Origin of the sequence: Pseudomonas sp. RAC1, assembly GCF_030658255.1 — a bacterium.
GTDB lineage: Bacteria > Pseudomonadota > Gammaproteobacteria > Pseudomonadales > Pseudomonadaceae > Aquipseudomonas > Aquipseudomonas boreofloridensis.
In genome coordinates this window covers 112,089-133,063 of the sequence record NZ_JAUTXS020000031.1, presented here as the reverse complement: position 1 = coordinate 133,063, position 20,975 = coordinate 112,089, and the positions used below count along the sequence as shown (strand labels likewise).

18 protein-coding genes and 1 pseudogene are annotated in these 20,975 nt (G+C 63.4%); 10 read left to right on the top strand and 9 right to left on the bottom strand.

From position 1 onward, the window contains the following. Nucleotides 1-45 precede the first annotated feature (45 nt). Nucleotides 46-1,710: an AMP-binding protein gene (locus tag Q7C30_RS11195; RefSeq protein WP_317871532.1), complete on the bottom strand. Its 1,665-nt coding sequence runs from the start codon at nt 1,708-1,710 to the stop codon at nt 46-48. A gap of 285 nt (nt 1,711-1,995) precedes the next feature. After that, the gene (locus Q7C30_RS11190) at nt 1,996-2,652 is read right to left on the bottom strand and encodes a S24 family peptidase (protein WP_295488210.1); all 657 of its coding nucleotides are present in this window, start codon (nt 2,650-2,652) and stop codon (nt 1,996-1,998) included. Nucleotides 2,653-2,781: 129 nt separating this feature from the next. On the opposite strand from Q7C30_RS11190, the gene Q7C30_RS11185 reads away from it, so the two are divergent. Continuing rightward, nucleotides 2,782-3,090, top strand: coding sequence for a hypothetical protein (locus tag Q7C30_RS11185; protein WP_317871531.1), 309 nt, complete (start codon nt 2,782-2,784; stop codon nt 3,088-3,090). A gap of 104 nt (nt 3,091-3,194) precedes the next feature. On the opposite strand, the gene proP is transcribed toward Q7C30_RS11185, so the two are convergent. The 3 genes from proP to Q7C30_RS11170 form a co-directional block, all read right to left on the bottom strand. Next, nucleotides 3,195-4,694, bottom strand: a complete 1,500-nt coding sequence (gene proP / locus Q7C30_RS11180; protein WP_317871530.1) for a glycine betaine/L-proline transporter ProP — start codon at nt 4,692-4,694, stop codon at nt 3,195-3,197. Nucleotides 4,695-4,889: 195 nt separating this feature from the next. Beyond that, entirely contained in the window at nt 4,890-6,134 is a 1,245-nt protein-coding gene (locus Q7C30_RS11175; RefSeq protein WP_317871529.1) for an NEL-type E3 ubiquitin ligase domain-containing protein, read from the bottom strand. Continuing rightward, nucleotides 6,043-9,264: a DUF6543 domain-containing protein gene (locus Q7C30_RS11170; protein ID WP_317871528.1), complete on the bottom strand. Its 3,222-nt coding sequence runs from the start codon at nt 9,262-9,264 to the stop codon at nt 6,043-6,045. The genes Q7C30_RS11175 and Q7C30_RS11170 overlap by 92 nt, the downstream gene beginning before the upstream one ends. An 84-nt stretch (nt 9,265-9,348) precedes the next feature. On the opposite strand from Q7C30_RS11170, the pseudogene Q7C30_RS11165 reads away from it, so the two are divergent. Both Q7C30_RS11165 and Q7C30_RS11160 read left to right on the top strand, forming a co-directional pair. Continuing rightward, nucleotides 9,349-9,444 (top strand): annotated as a pseudogene (locus tag Q7C30_RS11165) (glyoxalase superfamily protein); the annotation flags it as partial. 113 nt (nt 9,445-9,557) lie between these two features. Beyond that, nucleotides 9,558-10,574, top strand: coding sequence for a branched-chain amino acid aminotransferase (locus Q7C30_RS11160; RefSeq protein WP_029614697.1), 1,017 nt, complete (start codon nt 9,558-9,560; stop codon nt 10,572-10,574). Nucleotides 10,575-10,664: 90 nt separating this feature from the next. On the opposite strand, the gene cysS is transcribed toward Q7C30_RS11160, so the two are convergent. Both cysS and Q7C30_RS11150 read right to left on the bottom strand, forming a co-directional pair. Next, nucleotides 10,665-12,047, bottom strand: coding sequence for a cysteine--tRNA ligase (cysS, locus tag Q7C30_RS11155; RefSeq protein WP_317871527.1), 1,383 nt, complete (start codon nt 12,045-12,047; stop codon nt 10,665-10,667). 9 nt (nt 12,048-12,056) lie between these two features. Next, nucleotides 12,057-13,757 (bottom strand): glutamine--tRNA ligase/YqeY domain fusion protein, encoded by a 1,701-nt coding sequence (locus Q7C30_RS11150; protein ID WP_317871526.1) that lies wholly within the window; start codon nt 13,755-13,757, stop codon nt 12,057-12,059. 246 nt (nt 13,758-14,003) lie between these two features. Between Q7C30_RS11150 and Q7C30_RS11145 the strand changes: the two genes are divergently transcribed. Continuing rightward, on the top strand, nt 14,004-14,504 hold the full coding sequence (locus tag Q7C30_RS11145; protein ID WP_317871525.1) for a peptidylprolyl isomerase: 501 nt from the start codon (nt 14,004-14,006) through the stop codon (nt 14,502-14,504). Further along, complete coding sequence (lpxH, locus tag Q7C30_RS11140) at nt 14,501-15,223, top strand: UDP-2,3-diacylglucosamine diphosphatase (protein WP_317871524.1); 723 nt, start codon at nt 14,501-14,503, stop codon at nt 15,221-15,223. Before Q7C30_RS11145 ends, lpxH begins: the two co-directional genes overlap by 4 nt. 44 nt (nt 15,224-15,267) lie before the next feature. On the opposite strand, the gene Q7C30_RS11135 is transcribed toward lpxH, so the two are convergent. Next, nucleotides 15,268-17,583 (bottom strand): acylase, encoded by a 2,316-nt coding sequence (locus Q7C30_RS11135; RefSeq protein ID WP_317871523.1) that lies wholly within the window; start codon nt 17,581-17,583, stop codon nt 15,268-15,270. A 264-nt stretch (nt 17,584-17,847) separates the two neighbouring features. Here Q7C30_RS11135 and Q7C30_RS11130 point away from each other — a divergent pair, with 264 nt between their 5' ends. Then, complete coding sequence (locus Q7C30_RS11130) at nt 17,848-18,183, top strand: fe2+ zn2+ uptake regulation protein (RefSeq protein WP_317871573.1); 336 nt, start codon at nt 17,848-17,850, stop codon at nt 18,181-18,183. Nucleotides 18,184-18,202: 19 nt separating this feature from the next. Here Q7C30_RS11130 and Q7C30_RS11125 read toward each other — a convergent pair whose 3' ends face one another. Beyond that, nucleotides 18,203-18,391 (bottom strand): hypothetical protein, encoded by a 189-nt coding sequence (locus Q7C30_RS11125; RefSeq protein WP_029614693.1) that lies wholly within the window; start codon nt 18,389-18,391, stop codon nt 18,203-18,205. A 153-nt stretch (nt 18,392-18,544) separates the two neighbouring features. On the opposite strand from Q7C30_RS11125, the gene Q7C30_RS11120 reads away from it, so the two are divergent. The 4 genes from Q7C30_RS11120 (at nt 18,545) to Q7C30_RS11105 (ending at nt 20,967) form a co-directional block, all read left to right on the top strand. Beyond that, the gene (locus Q7C30_RS11120; RefSeq protein WP_317871522.1) at nt 18,545-19,003 is read left to right on the top strand and encodes a hypothetical protein; all 459 of its coding nucleotides are present in this window, start codon (nt 18,545-18,547) and stop codon (nt 19,001-19,003) included. Between the two features lie 232 nt (nt 19,004-19,235). Further along, on the top strand, nt 19,236-19,616 hold the full coding sequence (locus tag Q7C30_RS11115; RefSeq protein ID WP_039577197.1) for a Mor transcription activator family protein: 381 nt from the start codon (nt 19,236-19,238) through the stop codon (nt 19,614-19,616). Nucleotides 19,617-19,653: 37 nt separating this feature from the next. Beyond that, a complete protein-coding gene (locus Q7C30_RS11110; protein ID WP_295488188.1) occupies nt 19,654-20,322 on the top strand; it encodes a DUF2589 domain-containing protein in 669 nt (222 codons plus the stop codon). A gap of 99 nt (nt 20,323-20,421) precedes the next feature. Beyond that, on the top strand, nt 20,422-20,967 hold the full coding sequence (locus Q7C30_RS11105) for a DUF2589 domain-containing protein (RefSeq protein ID WP_039577194.1): 546 nt from the start codon (nt 20,422-20,424) through the stop codon (nt 20,965-20,967). Nucleotides 20,968-20,975: the final 8 nt, after the last annotated feature.

Genomic DNA, 20,975 nt, shown 5'->3' with positions numbered 1-20,975 from the left:
CCTTCAATGCACTGATCCGTCCTGGGGCGGATCGTGCTCTGCTGGTCAGTGTCCCTCCAACTGAGCAATCGTCAGTTCGCGCATGCGAAACTTCTGAACCTTGCCTGTCACCGTCATGGGGAATTCATCGACGAAGCGGATATGCCGCGGCACTTTGAAGTGTGCGATGCGCGCTTTGCACCAGTCCGACAGCGCCTCGACCGTGACGCTATGCCCGGGATGCAGCTTGATCCAGGCGACGATCTGTTCGCCGAAACGCTCACAGGGTATGCCCACCACCTGCGCTTCGGCGACCGCCGGATGGGTGTGGAGAAACTCTTCCAATTCGCGCGGATAAATGTTTTCGCCACCGCGGATGATCATGTCCTTGTTGCGTCCGACGATGCGCACATAGCCCTGCTCGTCCATCACAGCCAGATCGCCGGTGTGCATCCAACCGTCTGCATCGATCGCCCGTTCGGTCGCCTCTGGATCATTCCAATAGCCGAGCATCACGCTGTAACCCCGCGTACACAACTCACCAATCTCACCGCGCGCAACGATCTCGCCCTTCTCGTGCACCAGCTTGGTTTCGAGCTGTGGCTGGGTCCGCCCGACGGTGGTCACGCGTAACTCCAAGTCATCGTTCGGCCCGGTCTGCAACGACACCGGGCTGGTCTCGGTCATGCCGTAGGCGATCTGCACCTGGGCCATGTGCATCTGCTCGATCACCCGACGCATCACCTCGATCGGGCACGTGGCACCGGCCATGATGCCGCTGCGCAGGCTCGACAGGTCGAGGCGGTCGCGCAGCGGATGGTCGAGCATGGCGATGAACATGGTCGGCACGCCGTAAAGCAGGGTCGCTCGCTCCTCGGCCACCGTGCGCAGCGTGTGCTCGGGATCGAAGGCGTCGTTGGGATAGATCATCGTAGCGCCGTGGACGATACAGCCCAGGTTGCCCATGACCATGCCGAAGCAGTGATAAAGCGGTACCGGGATCACCAGGCGGTCGTGCTCGCTCAATCCGAGGCTGCGACCGACCATGTAGCCGTTGTTGAGAATGTTGCGATGGCTCAAGGTGGCGCCTTTCGGCGCGCCGGTGGTGCCGGAGGTGTACTGGATGTTCACCGCCAGGTCATCGTGCAGGGCGCACTCACGCGCGCGCAAAGCGGCCACCTCGATTTGCCCCGCGCGCTCGGCCAACACCGTCCAGGGCAGGAAACCTGCCGGCGGTTTGGTCGCCAGGCTGATTACCCCACGCAGGTCAGGCAAGCGTTCGCTGGCCAGGGGATGGCTGGCCAGTTCGGGCAACAGCGTCTGCAGCATCGCGTGGTAGTCGGATGACTTGAAGGCATCGGCGCACACCAGCCAACTGCAACCGGACTGTTGCAGCACATACTCGAGTTCTGCGCTGCGATACGCGGGGTTAATGGTCACCAGGATCGCGCCGACCTTGGCCGTGGCGATTTGCAGGATGCACCACTGGGCGCAGTTCGGCGCCCAGATACCGACCCGCTCGCCGGGTGCGACACCCAATGCCATCAGGCCGCGGGCAGTCGAGTCGACCTGCTCGGCCAGGTCGCGCCAGCGATAGCGCAGGCCCTGATGGCGCACCACCAGCGCCTCACGCTCCGGCCAGCGGGCGACCGTGGCATCGAATGCCTGGCCGAGGGTTTGGTCCAGCAGCGGCGCATCCTGGCGACCTTGGGTATAGCTTGGTTGACTCATGGCTGTCCCTTCTTGTGATTGTTCTGGGCATGACTGAAGCAAGCGAGCGATACTTTGGCGCAGATTGACGTTTACGTAAAGGTGAAAAATAGCGCGTCCGTTTGCGCCGAGGCGAGTCGGCCGCCCCCTGCCGTCTGGCATTCAGGCACAACACACGCGCCGGCGCGCGGACGCGACCGGAGACGTTATGTAAGAAAAGGGAAATAGCGAGGGGTGGTAACGATGCCAGTCTCGTTAGGAGACGCCTGATGACCGTGTAGGCAACGGCCCAACTGACGGGCGGCCTCAGTGCCGTCCGTGCGAACGCACCACCACACCCAACACCTGCAAGTCTTCACCGCACAACAGCTTGGGGTAAGTCGGATTCAGTGGGCTGAGGTAGCGCTGGCCACCGTCTTCCAGCAACTGCCGGAACACCGCCGACGTGCCGTTCTGTCGGGCGATCACCAATTTGCCCGGCGCGGCCTGCACGCCGGGATCGACCAGCACCAGCATACGCTCGGGCACACTGGGACCGGTGGGCGCGCTCATCGCATCGCTTTCCACCGGAAGCCAGAACGCCTTGCCCTGCGCGCAATAATCGGTCTGCTCGTGGACGATGCAATCCTGCGGCAAAGGCCCGTCCAGTTCGGCCCAGGCCAGTACTGGATAGCGGAAGCACATGATGTACTGCAGGAGATCTTCGTCGTCCGGCGCGTCGCCGGGATAACGGCCGCTTCGCTCGGCCAACTGATCGATGCGCTCCATGCGCAGCGACACGTGAAGATGCGCCAGGCCCAATGCCTGCAGCACATCATTCATCATGGCCACTTTCGGCTGACGCGTGCCGCGCAGCCAATGACCGACGCCACCTTGGGTGACCCCAACGCGTTCGGCGAGTTGCTCCTGCGAAAGCCCAAGCTCCCGCATCCTTTGCTTGACCAGCGCGATCCATTTTTCCATCGCCCGCACGATACGGACTGCCCGTCAGCGCTCAATACACATATTGTATTATTAATTGATCGATAAAAAATACTTTACGTACTAATATCGTGAGTGACTGATTTCCCTACAGCCCTCATAGGTAACAGGATGAAACCAACGACACATCCAGAAAAGGATTTGGACGGCGAAGCGGCACGCCGCGCTCTCGACTACTACCTCAACCCTACCCCGCCCCACGCCAGCATCGACGTGCTGCCCTGGACCGTGCGCGAAGACGTCTCGTCCGAGCAGGCCAGTGCCCATGCCATGGCCCTGTTGCGCTGCGCTGCCGCCACCGCCCAGGAAACCGGCAATCATCAGCAGGGCACCACCCGAGAGGTGTTGTTCGCCCTGATGCACATGCTGAACATGGCCCGGGCGCTGCTGGAACAGCGTCAAGGCTCATCGATCACCTAGGTGACAGGCGAAAAAAATCCCGGATTCTCAGCGCCCAGCAGGATCGCCTCGGAAACCGGGATTTTCTTGAGGAGCAGGCACTGCCTGCTCCTTGAACACGTCACTCAATCGATACGCGGATGCTGCTGCACCAGCAGCTTGCGCTTGCTCTCGAGTTCGGCGATCTGCTCGTCGATGTCCTCGATCTTCTGCTCGATGGTGTCGTGGTGCTCCTGCAAGAGCTCTCTAGCCTCTTCCAGATCCGAAGCGGCAGGTGCAGCGCCGCGCAGCGGCTTGTTGGCGGTTTCCTTCATGGTCAGGCCGGTGACCAGGCCAATCACGGCGATCACCATCAGGTAATACGCCGGCATGTACAGATTGTCGGTGGTCTCCACCAACCAGGCCGCAATGGTCGGCGTCAGGCCGGCGATCAGCACCGAGATGTTGAAGGCACTGGCCAGGGCGCTGTAGCGGATGTGCGTCGGGAACATCGCTGGAAGCGTCGATGCCATCACGCCAATGAAGAAGTTGAGTAGAATCGCCAACATCAACAGACCGGCGAAGATTATCCCGAGGCTGCCGCTGTTGATCAGCGCGAACGCCGGGATGGCCAGCACGAACAGGCCGATGCTCCCTACCAGGATGAAGGGCCGACGACCAACCTTGTCGCTGAGGAAACCGATCACCGGCTGCACGAACAGCATGCCCACCATGATCGCGATGATGATCAACACTCCGTGGTCTTCGCTGTAGTGCAGGTTGTGCGACAGGTAGCTGGGCATGTAGGTGAGCAGCATGTAGTAGGTGACGTTGGTCGCGATCACCACACCGATGCAGGTCAGCAGGCTGCGCCAGTGCTTGGTGGCCACCTCCTTGAACGAGACCTTGGGACCACCGGCCAGGCCTTCGCGGTCACCCTGCTCAAGCTTGTCGACGTGCTGCTGAAACGCTGGCGTTTCTTCCAGCGCATGACGCAGGTAGAGGCCAATGATGCCTAGCGGCAAGGCCACCAGGAACGGCAGTCGCCAGCCCCAGTCGAGGAATTTCTCCTCGCCGACGATGGCCGAGATCATGACCACCATGCCGGCGCCGAGCACGAAACCGGCAATCGAGCCGAAGTCCAGCCAACTGCCGAGGAATCCGCGCTTGCGGTCCGGCGCATACTCGGCGACGAAGATCGAGGCACCGGTGTACTCGCCCCCCACGGAGAAACCCTGGGCCATCTTCGCCAGCAACAGGAGTATCGGCGCCCAGATGCCAATGGAGGCATAGGACGGTATGAGGCCGATGGCGAAGGTGCTCAACGACATGATGACGATGGTCGCCGCCAAGACTTTCTGGCGGCCATAGCGGTCACCCAGCGCACCGAAGAACAACCCGCCCAGCGGGCGGATCAGGAACGGTACCGAGAAGGTCGCCAGTGCAGCGATCATCTGCACGCTCGGCGAGGCATTGGGGAAGAACACTTTACCCAGTGCATAGGCCACGAAGCCGTAGACACCGAAGTCGAACCACTCCATGGCATTGCCCAGTGCCGCAGCGGTGATGGCCTTGCGCATCTTGGCGTCGTCGACGATGGTGATGTCCTTCAAGCCGATCGGCTTGACTCTCTTGCGTGATTTCATAAGCGAATACTCTGTAGCTGATCTGTCATGACAATCCGCTGTCCCAGGGGGCAGATCGGGCGGGCGAACGGTGATTCGGCCCGCTACCCATGAAGATGGTGGCAACGGGCCCTATGGGGTCAGATACAAATGGACACTAAATAATTCCACGCTTGATGAATTTTTGTCCCTGCCATGAGCAGAAGCACAAAGGCTTCAGCCATCGGTGGGACGCGCCATCGTTCTCCAGGGATGCAACTGCAACAAGCGCTGAGTTCGCGCCAGGACCAACGATCGCTCGCCCTGCGCGCGGGCTTCGGCCAGCGCGTCGATGGCCGCGAGAATGGCCTGCTCCGGTGACTCACCGGCCTGCTCCATCAGCCTTTCCAGACGCTCGTGATAAGGCGCATTCAGTGCCTCGAACAGTTGCGGCTCGCTGTCGTGCAAGAAGGCCTGCCAGAACGGTCTGTTGACCAGAGAGTCCGCGATCCGCGCATCGCTTTCGGCCGCCAGAATCGTCTGCGCCGCCTGTCGCAGATGCCTTTCGCTCACGTCGGAGAACAGCCGGTGGTGCATGTAGCGCGACTGCGCTGGCAGGCCCAGCGGGCCGACCAACCCGGCGCGGTAGGCCAGGTACGTCTCGACCTCGTCGTGAACGCCGTAGGGATCGCGCGCGCGCGCCGAAACGATGTGCTCGCTGGCCAGACGGTCCACTTCATCCAGGCGATACAACTCACGGCCCAACTGCACCAGCGCGCCGGCCTGCCCGGCAGTGTCCAAGCCGGCAGTGCGCACCGTGACCAACACCCGCACTTCGAGCAGGCTGAGGATCAGCAGCATCTGGTCAGAGCACGTGCGCGGCCCTGCGGCTTGCTGGAACACGGCCTCGCGCACCTCAGCGTCCTCTGCGCAGACGGCAATCATCTGCCACACCCGCCGACGCAGGTCCATGCCTTGAAAATCGTAGTCTTGCGAGCGGCCCAGGTCTTCTAGAAAGCGCATCAGATCGCCACTGCCGGACGCCTGTGCCAGTGCCGACCAGTGTTCCGTGCGCACCTCCCGCTCGGCGTCAGTGGAGCCGTCCAGCCAGCGCTCGAGCGATTCCTGCCCACCGGCGCCGTGACGACGTGTCGGTAACACCCCATGGGATTCAGGACTCAAGACAGCCCGCGCCGCCGTTCGCGTCGCTTCGGGCAGCGGATTGTCATGCAGGCTCAGATGCGCCAGGCGCCGTCGGGAATGCAACAGCGTCGGGCTCAACTCGTCGAGGCGATTGTCACGCAGGTCGATGTCTTCCAACGACCAATGCATGTAGGCCTGCACCGGCAACTCGGTGAGGCCGGTGTCGCGCAGCGACAAGCGCCGCAGGTCAGGCATGCAGGCGATCGGTGGCACCTGTGTCAGGGGGTTGTGCGCCATGTCCAGTTCGCGCAGTCGAGTCAAACGACTGAGTCGAGCCATACCAGGTTCGTCGAGCACGATGTGGTTGCCCACCAGGTTCAACCGGGTGAGCTGGGTCAGCGACTCTATCCCCCTCAGGAATGCACTCCAGCAGGTTGTGGCCCAGGTCCAACCTGCGCAGATTGACGAATCGCGGCAGGAAATCGGCGGGCACGCTGCGCAGGTGCAGACGGCGCAAGGTCAATGCGCTGACATGCTCGAAGGTGATCCCTGCCGCAAGCATCGGCAAGCTGTCGAGCCGCTCGCTATCGATGACCAGACGATACTCGCCGTCAGCATCCGCACGCTTGCGCCGCCAGCAATGACGAATCCGCCGTGCAGCCAGGCGCCGACGCTCGACCAGTGCTGGTTGAGCGGCCTCGCGGCGCCATGCGGCCAGGTGTTCGGTGAGCTGCTCGAGTTGCTCGCTCAACCCTCTCAGATGCTCCCAAGGCCGCTCGCCACGCCGACGTACGCTGTCCAGATAGGCCTCCACCTGAATGTCGCTCAGGGTCGGAAAGATCTGCTGGTAGCCTCGTATCAACGCGCCGCGCGAGCGGTGTGGCCGCCCGCTCAAGGGGTAGCCCAGGCGACCGTCGCCCAGCCGCCAAGGCGCACGCATACCAGGGCCCACAGGCTGCAAACCGATCAGGGCGGCCGCCTGATCGCGGTCGGCGCAGGCGCGATCGGCTAAGGCGTTGGCCAGTCCGGCGCCAGACTCACCCGCCAGACCCAGGGAAGATCGCTGGTCCGCGTCCATCAACCACAACAGCGCCTGAAACAGATCGTCGCTGGCCTGGGCACCTGGCACTGCGATCCCGCCCTGGCCTACCGCCAGATAGCCTTCTCGGCCTCGCCATAACTGTCGCGTCTCGACCGTTGGACCCTGGCTTGTCTGCGCGCGCAGTAGGCCTGCGGCGTGAGTGTCGCGCACCTCCACCCGTACCCCACTCGGCCAGTTGGACCGCTGGCCGATAAGGCCCAGCGCCAGTCGCTCGGTGTCCGCATTCACCGCAGCGGCTTGCTCGAAACCCGCGCACGCCCTGTCCAGCCGACTGTCGCGCAGGTTCCCGCGAGCCCTCTCGGCCAGCGCCAGCGGGACCCGACCCTGTTCGAGCAGAATGTCCACCTGCTCGCCCGTCGCCTCGGCCAGGATCGCGCTCGCCGCTCGACTGGACAGCGTCGGAAAGTCCCGCTGCAACGGCTGCGCGGCACGCGGGGCAGTGGCCTGGGTCTGCCGGACATGGGCCTCGAACCCCTCGTCGCGCAGTTTCGGATACCACTGATGCAGGCGGTAGCGTTGGGCCGCATCGTAGAGCCGCGCCGGGGCCGGTGCGTTTTCCAGGTGCAAGCGCCGCACCTGCTCTGCGTTCATCCCAAGGCTGCGCAACAGCGCGTCGGCCGTTTCGTCGCTGACCTGGCTGAAGCCGGCGCCCAGACGACGCAGCAGTCGACCGGATCCCGACCAATGGGCCACCGGCTCCAGGGCATGGCGCAATCCGCCATCGGCGTTGTCCTCCAGCCTGATCAGCGCAGCCTCAGGTCGTTGAGGGTGGACCAGCACACCCGCGTCGACGCCCCCTTGCAGCCTGTAGGTCTGGCCTTCGATGCCCACATGGCCGACACCCTCGACCAGGCTGCGCTGACCGTGCGCGAGGGGGTGTTCGGACACCGCATAGCCCGGCAGACGCGGATCGATCAATCGCCACTGGCCGTCGGACGCCCGGGTCGGTGCCAGATCATCGACCAGGCGGCTGCGGGCGAATCCGCCCACGGCGGCCTCGACACCCGCGCCGAGCGCCAGCCCGGTGACGTTCAGCGCCACACCCAGCACATGCCCCAAGGCGGCCTCACGATCACCCAATTCCCAGTCGCGATAGCCCTCGAAGACCTCGTCGACCAGTTGCGCGGCAGCGATGGCCAGCAGCGGCAAGCCCAGTTGGGGCACATAGAAGCTGGCCAATCCCAGCAGGTCCAGGCCCAGCCCCTTGAGCCAGCGCAGACGCCGGTCGCGCTCGGCGCAATCGACCACACTGGTGGGCACGGCCAGCACCTGTGCGTCAGCCAAAAGCGTGTCGACCTGTACCCGGCGCAGGTGTGCGCACAGCGCCCCGGTCACCGGTTCGCTTCGCCCGTCGAGCGGCAACGCGTCCTGTGCCGCGGCACCTTCGATGAGTCGGGCCAAGGTCCGGGCGAAGGGCACGCGGTCCTGTTCGCTGACGAAGCGTTGGAAGAAGCGCTGATAACCGACTTCGCGCAAACGCTGGCCCAAGGTCATGAACAGTGCATCCCAAGAGGCATGCGTGCTCAGTGGCCCCAGCGGATCGTCGGGGATCCAGGCGATCAGTCCAGGATCCGTCGTGCCCGAAGCACGGTGCCTCTGGAACACCACGACGCCCTGCAACCGATGGCCCAGCACACGGATATCCATGGCCGTGATCAGGCTAGGCGTTGAGTCGGCGAGCGCCTGCTGCACCTCGGTGTGGACCGATTCATCGATGTCGCCCTTGAGTCGGGCCACCCACAAGGCCGCCTCCAGGCCAGTACGCCATCCGGTTTCCAGCACGGCCTCGCTGGCTCGCCGCCGAGCGTCGTCTTCCATGAGCACCGTTTTCAGGTGCTGCTGGTAGCGCCCGCCCAGATCCAGCGTTCGACAGACGCCGGCGAACGCGCGAGGCTGCAAGGCGATGGCGTTGCCTTGGGCGTCGAGCAGCACCGAGCTGTCCCGCCACGCCGCCTTGGCGGTTTCTTCACGCTCGAAATTGTGCAACGCACAGGCCAACAGGCTTTGGGTGAAAATGCGCGGCACGATGCCGTCCGGCACCCAACCGACCCCGGAAGGACTGCGGATCAACACCTGCCGACGCAATACGCTGCCTCGTACGTCGAGCGGCTGTTGCAGCAGTGTTTCCAGGGCTTCGCTGAGCAGAGGCGCGGCGAACTGATCCAGCGGTTGGATCTGCGCGAGTAACGTCTGTACCGCGTGCTGGGCACGCTGTTGGGCAACCAACGCCTGATGCACGGCGGGCAATTGCTCGGGGGTCGCGCTCTTGAGCCAGGTGGGTAGACGCTCGGCGATGAGCGTGTCGACCGAGTCGTCGGAAAGGGTATCGAAAGCCATGGGCAGCTCCAGTGCGGGATGAACGTGCATGGAGCCAGCTCCGGTCAGCAGCCGGTGGTACTTATGTCGAGCTCGCGGCCTGGCTGCATGGCTGGTCGCTCGCCAATCTCACGTGAAGCCGAACGTGTGGACTGGGGCCTGCAGATGCAGATCCATGACCCGTTCGGCAACCGCCTGCGGTTCTGCGAGCAGATCGACGAACAGCCGTAAAGCGCAATTGGTGACTGAACGTTTCCCATCCCTCGCGGATGTATTATCGTGGCGAGGTGCGCATTCAGAAGCAGCCCGACCGATCGGGCCATTGCAAGACGATAGAGGGTGTCATGAGCAACGAGATCAACTGGGACAAGCTGGGCTTCGACTACATCAAGACCGACAAGCGCTTCCTGTCCGTGTGGCGCGACGGCAAGTGGGACAACGGCACCCTGACCGAAGACAACGTGCTGCACATCAGCGAAGGCTCGACGGCCCTGCACTACGGCCAGCAGTGCTTCGAGGGGTTGAAGGCCTACCGCTGCAAGGACGGCTCGATCAACCTGTTCCGTCCCGACCAGAACGCCGCTCGCATGCAGCGCAGCTGCGCGCGTCTGCTGATGCCGCACGTGCCCACCGACATGTTCATCGAAGCCTGCAAGCAGGTGGTCAAGGCCAACGAGAAATTCATCCCGCCGCACGGCAAAGGTGCGCTGTACCTGCGCCCGTTCGTGATCGGCACCGGTGACAACATTGGCGTACGCACCGCGCCGGAGTTCATCTTCTCGGTGTTCGCCATCCCGGTTGGCTCCTACTTCAAAGGTGGCATGAAGCCGCACAACTTCCAGATCTCCAGCTTCGACCGCGCGGCCCCGCAAGGCACTGGTGCGGCCAAGGTCGGCGGCAACTACGCGGCCAGCCTGCAGCCAGGTGCCGAGGCCAAGAAGGCCAACTTCGCCGACGCCATCTACCTGGACCCGTTGACCCACAGCAAGATCGAAGAAGTCGGCTCGGCGAACTTCTTCGGCATCACCGCCAACAACGAATTCGTCACGCCCAAATCCGCCTCGGTGCTGCCGGGCATCACCCGTCTGTCCTTGATGGAGTTGGCGCAATCGCGCCTGGGCCTGACTGTCGTCGAAGGCGACGTGGAAATCGCCAAGCTCGATCGCTTCATCGAAGCCGGTGCCTGCGGCACGGCGGCGGTCATCACGCCGATCGGCGGTATCGAGTACAACGGCAAGCTGCACGTCTTCCACGACCTGGAGAAGGTCGGCCCGGTCACCCAGAAGCTGTACCACGAGCTGACCGGCATCCAGAGCGGTGACGTGGAAGCGCCGGCAGGCTGGATCGTCAAGGTCGCCTGACACTCGGCGGCGCAATGAAAACGGGGCGTCCCATTGGCTGGGACGCCCCGTTTTTTACATCGGTCGCAAGCCAGACGCCCGCAGCGCGACTCAGTCGGCCAGGCGCCAGGTGGTGGTGCCCTTGCTGTCTTCCAGGACCACGCCCATGGCGGTGAGCTGGTCGCGAATGCGGTCCGACTCGCCCCAGTTCTTGTCCGTGCGCGCCTGCAGGCGCGCCTGAATCAACGCTTCGACCTCGGCAGCATCGACCTTGCCTTCGGCACCGGCGCGTAGGAAGTCGTCGGCCTCCAGTTGCAACACGCCCAGCACGTCGCCCAGCTCACGCAGACGACCGGCCAGCCCAGCGGCGGCCGCAGGGTCGGCTTCGCGCAGACGGTTGATTTCACGCACCAGGTCGAACAGCACGGCGCAGGCTTCGGGGGTGCCGAAGTCGTCGTTCATCGCCACGGCGAAACGTTCGACGAAGGCTTCGCCCCCCTTGGCCTCGACCCGTGGCAGGCCGCGCAAGGCGTGGTAGAAGCGCTCCAATGCACCCTTGGCATCGCGCAGGCTGTCTTCGGAGTAGTTGATGGCGCTGCGGTAATGGCTGGCGACCAGCAGGTAGCGCACCACTTCCGGGTGATACTTGTGCAAGACGTCGCGAATGGTGAAGAAGTTGTTCAACGACTTGGACATCTTCTCGCCATTGATGCGAATCATGCCGCAGTGCATCCACGCCGCCGCATAAGGCTTGCCGGTCGCGGCCTCGCTCTGGGCGATCTCGTTCTCGTGGTGCGGGAACTCCAGGTCGCTGCCGCCACCGTGGATGTCGAAGCTTTCGCCCAGGCAGCAGGTGGACATCACCGAGCACTCGATGTGCCAGCCCGGACGACCTGCCCCCCACGGCGACTCCCAACTCGGCTCGCCGGGCTTGGCGCCCTTCCACAGCACGAAGTCCAGCGGGTCTTGCTTGGCCTCGTCGACTTCGATGCGGGCGCCGATACGCAGGTCTTCGATCTTGCGCCGCGACAGCTTGCCGTAGCCGACGAACTTGCCGACCCGGTAGTACACGTCGCCATTGCCCGGTGCGTAGGCATAGCCCTTGTCGATCAGGGTCTGGATCATCGCGTGCATGCCGGCGATGTGATCGGTGGCGCGCGGTTCCTGATCCGGCGGCAGGATGTTCAGACGACGCTCGTCCTCGTGCATGGCATCGATCATGCGCGCGGTCAGCGCCTCGAACGCCTCGCCGTTCTCATTGGCGCGGTTGATGATCTTGTCGTCGATGTCGGTGATGTTGCGCACGTACGTGAGCGCGTACCCGCTCTTGCGCAGCCAGCGGGTGATCAGGTCGAAGGCGACCATGCTGCGACCGTGACCCAGGTGGCAGTAGTCGTACACGGTCATGCCGCAGACGTACATGCGCACGTTGTTGCCGTCCAGGGGTTTGAACGCTTCCTTGGTCTTGCTCAGGGTGTTGTAGATGGTAAGCACGAAGGTTCCTCAGCTGCCCCACGAATCGCGCAGGGTCACGGTGCGGTTGAACACCGGACGTCCTGGCTGGCTGTCTTTCAGGTCGGCGCAGAAGTAGCCTTCGCGCTCGAACTGGAAGCGGTCTTCAGGCTGGGCGTGGCCCAGCGAAGGCTCGGCACGACAACCGGTCAGCACCTGCAGCGATTGCGGATTGATGTTGTCCAGGAAGCTGCCGCCCTCCTCGGTCTTCTCCGGGTTGGGCGAGCGGAACAGGCGGTCGTACAGGCGCACGTCGCACTCCACGCTGCCTTCGACCGGCACCCAGTGGATCACGCCCTTGACCTTGCGACCTTCGGGGTTCTTGCCCAGGGTGTCCGGATCGTACGAGCAGCGCAGCTCGACGACGTTGCCGTCGGCGTCCTTGATCGCTTCGTCGGCGCGGATCACGTAGCTGCCGCGCAGACGCACCTCACCGGCCGGTTCCAGGCGCTTGTAGCCTTTGGGCGGCGCTTCCATGAAGTCGTCGCGGTCGATGTACAGCTCTCGGGCGAACGGCAGCACGCGTACGCCCATGTCTTCCTTGGGATGGCGCGGCAGTTCGAGTTGCTCGACCTGGCCCTCGGGGTAGTTGGTGATGACCACCTTGAGCGGACGCAGCACGCACATGGCACGCGGCGCGGCGCGGTCAAGGTCGTCACGGATGCTGAATTCGAGCATCGACATGTCGACCACGCCGTCGGAGCGGTTGGTACCGACCATCTCGCAGAAGTTGCGAATGGATGCGGGGGTGTAACCACGACGGCGGTAGCCGGACAGCGTGGACATGCGCGGGTCGTCCCAGCCGTCGACGTGCTGCTCGTCCACCAGTTGCTTGAGCTTGCGCTTGGAAGTGATGGTGTAGTTCAGGTTCAGGCGGCTGAACTCGTATTGGCGCGGGTGCGCCGGCACCGGCAGGTTGTCCAGGAACCAGTCGTACAGCGGGCGGTGGCCTTCGAATTCGAGGGTGCAGATCGAGTGGGTGATGCCTTCGATGGCATCCGACTGACCGTGGGTGAAGTCGTAGTTGGGGTAGATGCACCAGGTGTCGCCGGTCTGGTGGTGGTGGGCATGACGGATGCGGTACAGGATCGGGTCGCGCAGGTTCATGTTCGGCGACGCCATGTCGATCTTGGCGCGCAGCACACGCTCGCCATCCTTGAACTCGCCCGCCTTCATGCGTGCGAACAGGTCCAGGTTCTCTTCCACGCTGCGCTCGCGGAACGGGCTGTTCTTGCCCGCTTCAGTGAGGTTGCCGCGATACTCTTTGGCTTGCTCGGGCGTGAGGTCGCAGACATACGCCTTGCCGCGCTTGATCAGCTCGACCGCCCAGTCGTGCAACTGCTCGAAATAGTCGGAGGCAAAGCGCACCGGACCGGTCCACTCGAAGCCCAGCCACTTGACGTCCCGCTGGATCGCGTCGATGTACTCCTGGTCTTCCTTGGCCGGGTTGGTGTCGTCGAAACGCAAGTGGCAGGCGCCACCGAACTCCTGGGCCAGGCCAAAGTTGACGCAGATCGACTTGGCGTGGCCGATGTGCAGGTAACCGTTGGGCTCCGGCGGGAAGCGGGTGACGATGCTGCTGTGCTTGCCCGAATCCAGATCGGCCTGGACGATCGGTCGCAGGAAGTTCGCGGGGACGGCGGGGGCGCCTTTGGCAGCGGCGTTGGTCGCGTTGTCGGTGGGCTTGCTCATAGGATCCTTGAATGCAGATGTCCGGTCCGGGTAGGCCGATTGAATCAAAACGCCTATCATAGCCGAAGCAGTCAAGCCGCTGACAGCCGGGCACGGACAAACTGGCGCGATTTATCGTGATGCCCGCGCAGCGCCGGCCAGATCGAACCCTGCACCCTTGTGCCGTCACAGCTTCGTGCCGCGTCAGTTCGTGCAAGCACGCTGCATACCCCTATTCCCCAATGCCTTGAAAGAGCGAGTTTCAGCATGACCCAAGTCAAACTGACCACCAACCACGGCGACATCGTCCTGCAACTGAATGCGGAAAAAGCACCGAAGACCACGGAAAACTTCGTTCAGTACGTCAAGGACGGTCACTATGACGGCACTGTGTTCCACCGCGTGATCAACAACTTCATGATCCAGGGTGGTGGTTTCGACACGACCATGAAGCAGAAATCGACCCGTCCTTCGATCCAGAACGAAGCCGACAACGGCCTGAAGAACACCAAGTACAGCATCGCCATGGCCCGCACCATGGAGCCGCATTCGGCTTCCGCGCAGTTCTTCATCAACGTGTCCGACAACGACTTCCTCAACCACAGCGGCAAGAACGTGCAAGGGTGGGGTTACGCGGTGTTCGGTGAAGTGATCGAGGGCCGCGAAGTGGTCGACGCGATCAAAGGCGTGAAAACCGGTTCCAAGGCCGGCCACCAGGACGTCCCGAGCGAGGACGTGATCATCGAGAAAGCCGAGATCGTTGAGTGATCCTGCTGATCTCCGATCTGCACCTGCAAGAAGAACGCCCGGACATTACCCGGGCGTTTCTCGATCTGCTCGACGGTCGCGCACGGCAGGCCCAGGCGCTGTACATCCTGGGCGACTTCTTCGAGGCCTGGATCGGCGACGACGCCATGACGCCCTTCCAGCTTTCGATCTGTCAGGCCCTGCGCACGCTGGCCGACAGCGGCACGGCGATCTACCTCATGCACGGCAACCGCGACTTTCTCATCGGCCAAACCTTCTGCCGCGCGGCCGGCTGCACATTGCTGGCCGACCCGAGCGTGGTCGAGCTTGACGGCGAACGCGTGTTGCTGATGCATGGCGATACGCTGTGCACGCGGGACGTGGGCTATATGAAGTTGCGCCGCTATCTGCGCAATCCGCTGAGCCTCTGGCTGCTGCGGCACCTGCCACTGACCCTGCGGCAGAAGCTGGCACGCAAGCTTCGCAGCGAGAGCCAGACGCAGACGCGCATGAAGAACACCGAGATCGTCGACGTCACGCCGGAGGAAGTCCCTCGCGTAATGGCCGAGCATGGCGTGCGCACCCTGGTCCACGGCCACACCCACCGCCCTGCCCTGCACAAGTTGCTGGTCGACGGGCAGCCTGCCCGGCGCATCGTGCTCGGCGACTGGGATCGCCGCGGCTGGGCGCTGCAGGTCGATGACCAGGGCATGCAACTGGCGCCGTTCGAGTTCACCTGAGTCGTGAAGACCCTGAGGTGCTTGCTCAGGGTCATCGGCTGGGTCTAACGGGTTGTCGCCTCCGACACAGGTTCATCACGCTCACCTATTCGGTATTCACGGTAGTGCGGATCCGCCTTTATCTGCGCGTCGGTGAACGGTATCGGTGCCAGTTGCCCGGCAGCGAAGGCGTGGGTCTGATCGAATGCGTGCGCTGACGCCGACTCGCTCGATTGCGAAAACACCAGCAAGCCCTCGGCCTGCGGCCCCTGATCGGTGAAGCTGACGACCTGCAGGTAACTGGTGCCGCTGATCACCAGACGCTTGCCCGGGCCCATCGGCACACTGACCATGGCGTTGTACACCCCCAGTGCCTGCGGCCCGCCCGGCACCGGTGTACCGTCCGCCGCCTGCTGTACCTGCCCCCAACGCAGCGTATTGTCCAGCCCTTGTTCGTGCACCTGCGTCATCGATGTCAGCGCCGCGTCATGCAGCAACCGGCGTACCGCCAGTTGCTCGACCGCCAGGCCACGCGGCGTGTGCTGAGGATCGGCAGGATCGAACGCCACGCGCCAGACCTGCGGCTGGTCGGCCAGCGCTTGCAGGATATTGGCGAAATGCACCAGCCCCAAGCCGCTGTCGGCCCTCGCCTTGCCATCCCACGCCCGAAGACTCGTGCACACGGCCTGCACATCGGCTTGCGCGTCTTCGCACCAGCGCAGTAACGCAGGCAGCTCCTGAGTGGCCAGGTACACCTCATCGTCGAGAACCAGGCCACGCAACGCCTGCGCATCGAGCTTGCCACGCCCCTGCAGGCGTTCCAGGGCAAATCGGCTGCGCTGACCCAGCGGCTGGTCCTGACGACTGATCAGCGGCGAGAACCCGGTCAATGGCTGGGCCGGGTTCACCTGCCAGGCGGAGTCGTTGGAATTCTGCACGAAATCAGCGCGCTCCAGACTCGGTTGCAGGTGCGCGGGGAAAATGCCCGGCTGGGCAGCGGCCGGGTCGATCTTCCAATCGCACGCGCTACGCGAACCGTCCAGTACGACCAGCGGGCCGGCTTGCGCCGCATCGCTGCACTGGGCCAGCAGCGCCTGATCGACATAGGGCACCACCGACTGATTCAAGTACAACGCTCGGCCGCTGCCGTCGACCGCCAGCGTATTGACCCAGGGAATGCCCTGAACAGACGCCACGGAGGTCTTCAGGGCATCGATGCCACTGGCCTTGTTGATGCCGTACCACTGCTCCAGCACGCGCGTGTTGTCGAGGTTGGCATCGCGCAGGGCATAGGCGTGGCGCCCATCCCAGTCCAGGCGCCCGGGCCACTGCACCACCGGACCGAAGCGCGACACATGGATCTGGCGCTGCACCGGTTCGAGCGTGCCATCCGCACGCTTGACCAGGACCTTGAGCGTGCGCTGCTGCAGGGGCAGCGACTGGCCATCGACCTGGTAACGGGTGGCATCCTTGGGGTCGAGTTGCAGCCGGTAGAGGGTGAAATGCTTCGAGGTGTCCACCGTGTGGGTCCACGCCACGTCCCGGTTGAAGCCGATATTGATCACCGGCAAGCCTGGCAGCGCGGCGCCCATAACGTCCAGTTGGCCGGGAATGGTCAGCTGCATCTGGTAGAAGCGCAGCCCGCCGACCCAAGGAAAATGTGGATTGGCCAGCAGCAAGCCATGACCGTTGGCCGAGCGCTGGGCACCGATGGCAATGGCGTTGCTGCCCCGCTCGCCGGCGAAGGCCTGCTGTCGCGCCAACGCCCAGCCGAAGTCGCGCGCGCTCGAAACGTGCGCCAAAGACGGCGGGGTCGCTGCCACCAGGGCTTCGGCGAACTGACCGATACCGCCTTCGGCCAACAGGCGGCGGGTCAACTTGACCAAGTCCAGCTCGGTGATCGGCCTGAGCCACTCGCCCGTCCCGCATTCCACTGGCAAGCCCTGTTGGCGGCGCTCGGCCAGCGCTCGGTTGTAACCCGCCGCGTAACCTTGCAGACGATCGCGGATGGCGCCGGACTGCGCCTGAAGGAAAGCCTTCACCGTATCGCCGTCATTGAGCCAGGTGAAGAACAGGTCGCTGTCGAGATTGTCGCGCTGCTCGACGGTCTTGCCTTCGGCACCGAAGAACTTCGAGCGCTCACCATTGACGGTGAGCACTTCATTGGCCAGCAGGCACAGGTTGTCCTGAGCGTAGGCATAGCCGATACCGTAGCCCAGGCCGCGTTCGTCATTGGCCAGGATGTGCGGGACGCCGAAGCTGGTACGGCGGATCTGCGCCGAGGCCTCGCCTGCGCCTTCGCGCGCCAGGGCCACGACTGCCGTACTGCTCAGGGCCAAGGCCACCGCCAGGCACGACAAGGGACGCGATAGTGTGATCACGGACACTCCAGGAAAAATGGGGATCATCCCGATCAGACGAGTCGCTGGATGAAAATTTTACGCAGTACAGGTGTTCGAAGCGTCTTGTAGGACAGGCAAGGTGGCGGAAAGCCATGAGGTCTGCGGCATATTTTTTAATCTGGATCGTTGCAGATCTGCTTTGCTGGTTCGTCTTAGTAGTCAGGCACCCAAGATCTCAGGACCATCAGGAAAAGGAGCATCCGCATGTACAACCCGCCACTACAGCCGCAGCGACATCGCCCGATGGAGCGCGCGACACCTGAGGCGAGCGCCGATACACCGGAGCGCGTGAGCAACGAGCAGATTCGCGAGTTGTTGCGCGCCTACGGCCTGCGCACCAGCCTGATCCGCCTCAAGGTGATCGACGCCCTGCATGCGGCCGATCGTCATGGGCGCAGCATCGGCGTGCGTGGCGTGCACGCGCAACTGGAGCAGTTGGATATTCCGCTGTCGTTTCTCAGCGTGCGCGAAGTGCTCAAGCGGCTGTGCAGCGAGGGCGTGATCACCCTCGGCGCGGATAAGTGCTACAGCCTGCAGCCCGAGGCACGTGCGGTGCTCGAACAAGGCGCCGGACGCTGAAGGCGACCGGCTGGCGGGCTCAGGTCTTGACCTTGCGCCGCATGATGCCGTTGATCACCACCACCACCACGGCGATGCCGATGGCCAGGTACTGGAACGTCTGCTCGCTGATCGTACCCTGCTTCTGCAAGTGGCTCAGGCCGAACAACGTCGCCATCATCACCGCAATGGTGAGAATCGAATACTTGAAGCGCTGCATGTGTGTCATCGGCAACTCCTTGGGACATCTGGGACAAGAGGCTCCTGGGGAGCCGCGCCTATGATACATCTGCCCCCCCTCAGACGAGACATTTCCTGCTGACCTGCGCGCAGCGTGCCTGAAACCATGGACTCCCGGCTACTTTCACGCCTTGGAGCCCCCATGACGCGCATCCTGCTCCTCAGCACTCTGCTGATCGTTCCCCCTCCCGTCCATGCCATCGATACTGCCCTGGTTTCTCGCGAACGCCTGCTCGAACTGGGCGCGCTCCTGGAGGCCGACAGTGGTTCAAGCCAATGGCAAATGCTCTGGCAACGGGTACGCAGCAGCGGTTTTTTCCTCAACCAGCCCGGGCAACTGCATTTCACCGTCAGTCCTTCGCAGTTGCCGGCCATGGCACGCCTGACGCTGGCGCGGGCAGACCAGGTCGAACCGTTCGCCAACACTCACGTGCGCTACCGCCGCGGGTTCGCGCCGCTAGTGGTCGGCCAGCGGGGCGACCAGGCGCTGGAGGCCTTGTGCGTGGACGTCGACTGGCGGGCCCTGCCGGTGAGCAGTGCCAGCCTGCCGCATGCCTATCTCAAGCTGATCACGCTTCGCAGGGCCTACCCCTGCGACTAACAGGGTGCACTGCCCCATCTACCCTTTTGCCGAGCCCCCATTCCAGCAAAACCGGGCCCTGTAGTCCTCAGGGCATGCAACGTCCTACACATGTGGACCTGGATGCCTGCAAGTGCCGATCAATTGAAACTACAACCTGCCGGCCGCTTGGCGCCTAGGAATGGTTGACGAGGGTGACTGAAAATCCTCACGACACCACTGCTCGGGCCCAATGGACCCAAGGAAAATGCACATGGAAATGCCAGACCTGACCGCCGTCGACGTCGCCCAACTGCCCCACTCGCTGCAATCACTGATCGAGTGCATCGGTCTTGAAAACGCCTATCGGTTGACCTGTGCCTACGGCGGACGCCCCAAGTACATTCCCAAACACCGGGATCGCACACGACTGGCCGACGTGCTGCCGGCCGATGCGCTCGACGCGCTGATCAAACGCTATGCCGGTATCGCGCTGGAGATCCCCAAAGCCGACCACTTCCAGCGTCAGCTGCGTAATCTGCAGATCCAGAAAGAAAGCGCCAACGGCCTGTCGCGCAGCCTGCTCGCGGACAAGTACGGGCTGAGCCTGCGTCAGATCGGCAACATCCGGCGCCAGGACAACCATGCCCATTGAGCCCTGTTTTCACCTGAACCCATGAGGTCGCCCACCCATGTCAATCGATAGCAATCTGATAGGCTCGGTCATCAACGCCTTGCCGATGGACCGTATGATCGCCGGCCCGTTGCAGGCGATGATTCAAGCCCAGGTCACAGCAAGCAAGTCATACGCCGACTTCCTGCTGAATGTGTGCATCAAGGACGGCAAAGCCGTGGCCATCCAGTTCGACTACGACGAAACCTTGGTCGGCCAGGATGGCGGCTACCAAGGCACCGTCAAGAAGAGCTTGAGCGTGCCGTTGCTTGCGGCCATCACCCATCCGAACATTGCGATCGAAGAAGGTCGCATCGAATTCGAGATGACCGTGAACCAGATGGCCGAAGACCGCTCCAGCAAGGATATTCAAGGCAGCCTGGAGGCGTCGCTGGGCTGGGGGCCGTTCAAGCTCGATGTCAAAGGCAGCGTGACCCACAAGTCGGAGCAGACTCGCAAGACCGACACGCGCGCCCGCTACGCGTTCAGCACCAGTGTCCGCCGCCAGGCGCCACCCGAGGCGATGATGCGCGTAATCGACTACCTGACCGACGCGGCGACCAAGCCTTCAGTGTTGCCCGGCGCAAAAGTGGATAACCCGGATCAACTGCCCAATGCCCCTGTCACGCCACTGCCTGGGCAAAAACCCCAGGCTGACCAGGGCGCGCCGCAAACCGATGCCCCTTGATCGCTGCGGGTAATCACGACCGCCGCAGGTACGCTTACCTGCGGCGCTTTGACAGGAGTCCGATGAGTGGACAGTCCAGACGACCACCAGCCATCACCTATGACCTCGAGCGATCTGCGCGATGTCACTCGCGGCCTTCAAGAAGCGGCCGCCGCAACCAACACACTGATCGCTCAGCAGTACCTGAGGCTGTTCGATCAGTTCTTCGACTTCGACCCGGAGCAACCCGGCCTGCCGATGCGCGCCAAGATGGTCGAGGTGGCCATGGACGACGCCCATCTGCTGCGCATTCCGCTGATCGCGCTGGTCTCACCCAAAGGCCTGGCACTGGAGCGCATGCAGGTGGACCTTTCAGTCCACGTCAAGGACGCACAGGCGCGCCAGGAGGCCGTACGCCAGGCCAGCGACCCGGCGTCATGCTCGCACTTCAAGGTCACCGTTGGCGCCCAGGCGCGTCGCGGCGAAGGGCGCGACCCCGACGAAGTGCAGATTCGCATGCAGTTTCACGCCTGTGAGCCGCCCGAGGCGATCAATCGACTGATCGAGGAATACACCAATCTCATTCAGCCGGTGCGTAAACCGCGTCCACCGACCAGCCCTGAGGCGGACAGCAACGAATTCATCGAGGCGGCCACCGTACGTTGAAGGCTGAC

What these genes read in the sequence shown, in the direction of transcription:
- Q7C30_RS11195 (WP_317871532.1), bottom strand. Translation starts at nt 1,710, where the DNA reads ATGAGTCAACCAAGCTATACCCAAGGTCGCCAGGATGCGCCGCTGCTG.
- Q7C30_RS11190 (WP_295488210.1), bottom strand. Translation starts at nt 2,652, where the DNA reads ATGGAAAAATGGATCGCGCTGGTCAAGCAAAGGATGCGGGAGCTTGGG.
- Q7C30_RS11185 (WP_317871531.1), top strand. Translation starts at nt 2,782, where the DNA reads ATGAAACCAACGACACATCCAGAAAAGGATTTGGACGGCGAAGCGGCA.
- proP (WP_317871530.1), bottom strand. Translation starts at nt 4,694, where the DNA reads ATGAAATCACGCAAGAGAGTCAAGCCGATCGGCTTGAAGGACATCACC.
- Q7C30_RS11175 (WP_317871529.1), bottom strand. Translation starts at nt 6,134, where the DNA reads ATGGCTCGACTCAGTCGTTTGACTCGACTGCGCGAACTGGACATGGCG.
- Q7C30_RS11170 (WP_317871528.1), bottom strand. Translation starts at nt 9,264, where the DNA reads ATGCACGTTCATCCCGCACTGGAGCTGCCCATGGCTTTCGATACCCTT.
- Q7C30_RS11160 (WP_029614697.1), top strand. Translation starts at nt 9,558, where the DNA reads ATGAGCAACGAGATCAACTGGGACAAGCTGGGCTTCGACTACATCAAG.
- Q7C30_RS11150 (WP_317871526.1), bottom strand. Translation starts at nt 13,757, where the DNA reads ATGAGCAAGCCCACCGACAACGCGACCAACGCCGCTGCCAAAGGCGCC.
- Q7C30_RS11145 (WP_317871525.1), top strand. Translation starts at nt 14,004, where the DNA reads ATGACCCAAGTCAAACTGACCACCAACCACGGCGACATCGTCCTGCAA.
- Q7C30_RS11130 (WP_317871573.1), top strand. Translation starts at nt 17,848, where the DNA reads ATGGAGCGCGCGACACCTGAGGCGAGCGCCGATACACCGGAGCGCGTG.
- Q7C30_RS11125 (WP_029614693.1), bottom strand. Translation starts at nt 18,391, where the DNA reads ATGACACACATGCAGCGCTTCAAGTATTCGATTCTCACCATTGCGGTG.
- Q7C30_RS11120 (WP_317871522.1), top strand. Translation starts at nt 18,545, where the DNA reads ATGACGCGCATCCTGCTCCTCAGCACTCTGCTGATCGTTCCCCCTCCC.
- Q7C30_RS11115 (WP_039577197.1), top strand. Translation starts at nt 19,236, where the DNA reads ATGGAAATGCCAGACCTGACCGCCGTCGACGTCGCCCAACTGCCCCAC.
- Q7C30_RS11110 (WP_295488188.1), top strand. Translation starts at nt 19,654, where the DNA reads ATGTCAATCGATAGCAATCTGATAGGCTCGGTCATCAACGCCTTGCCG.
- Q7C30_RS11105 (WP_039577194.1), top strand. Translation starts at nt 20,422, where the DNA reads ATGACCTCGAGCGATCTGCGCGATGTCACTCGCGGCCTTCAAGAAGCG.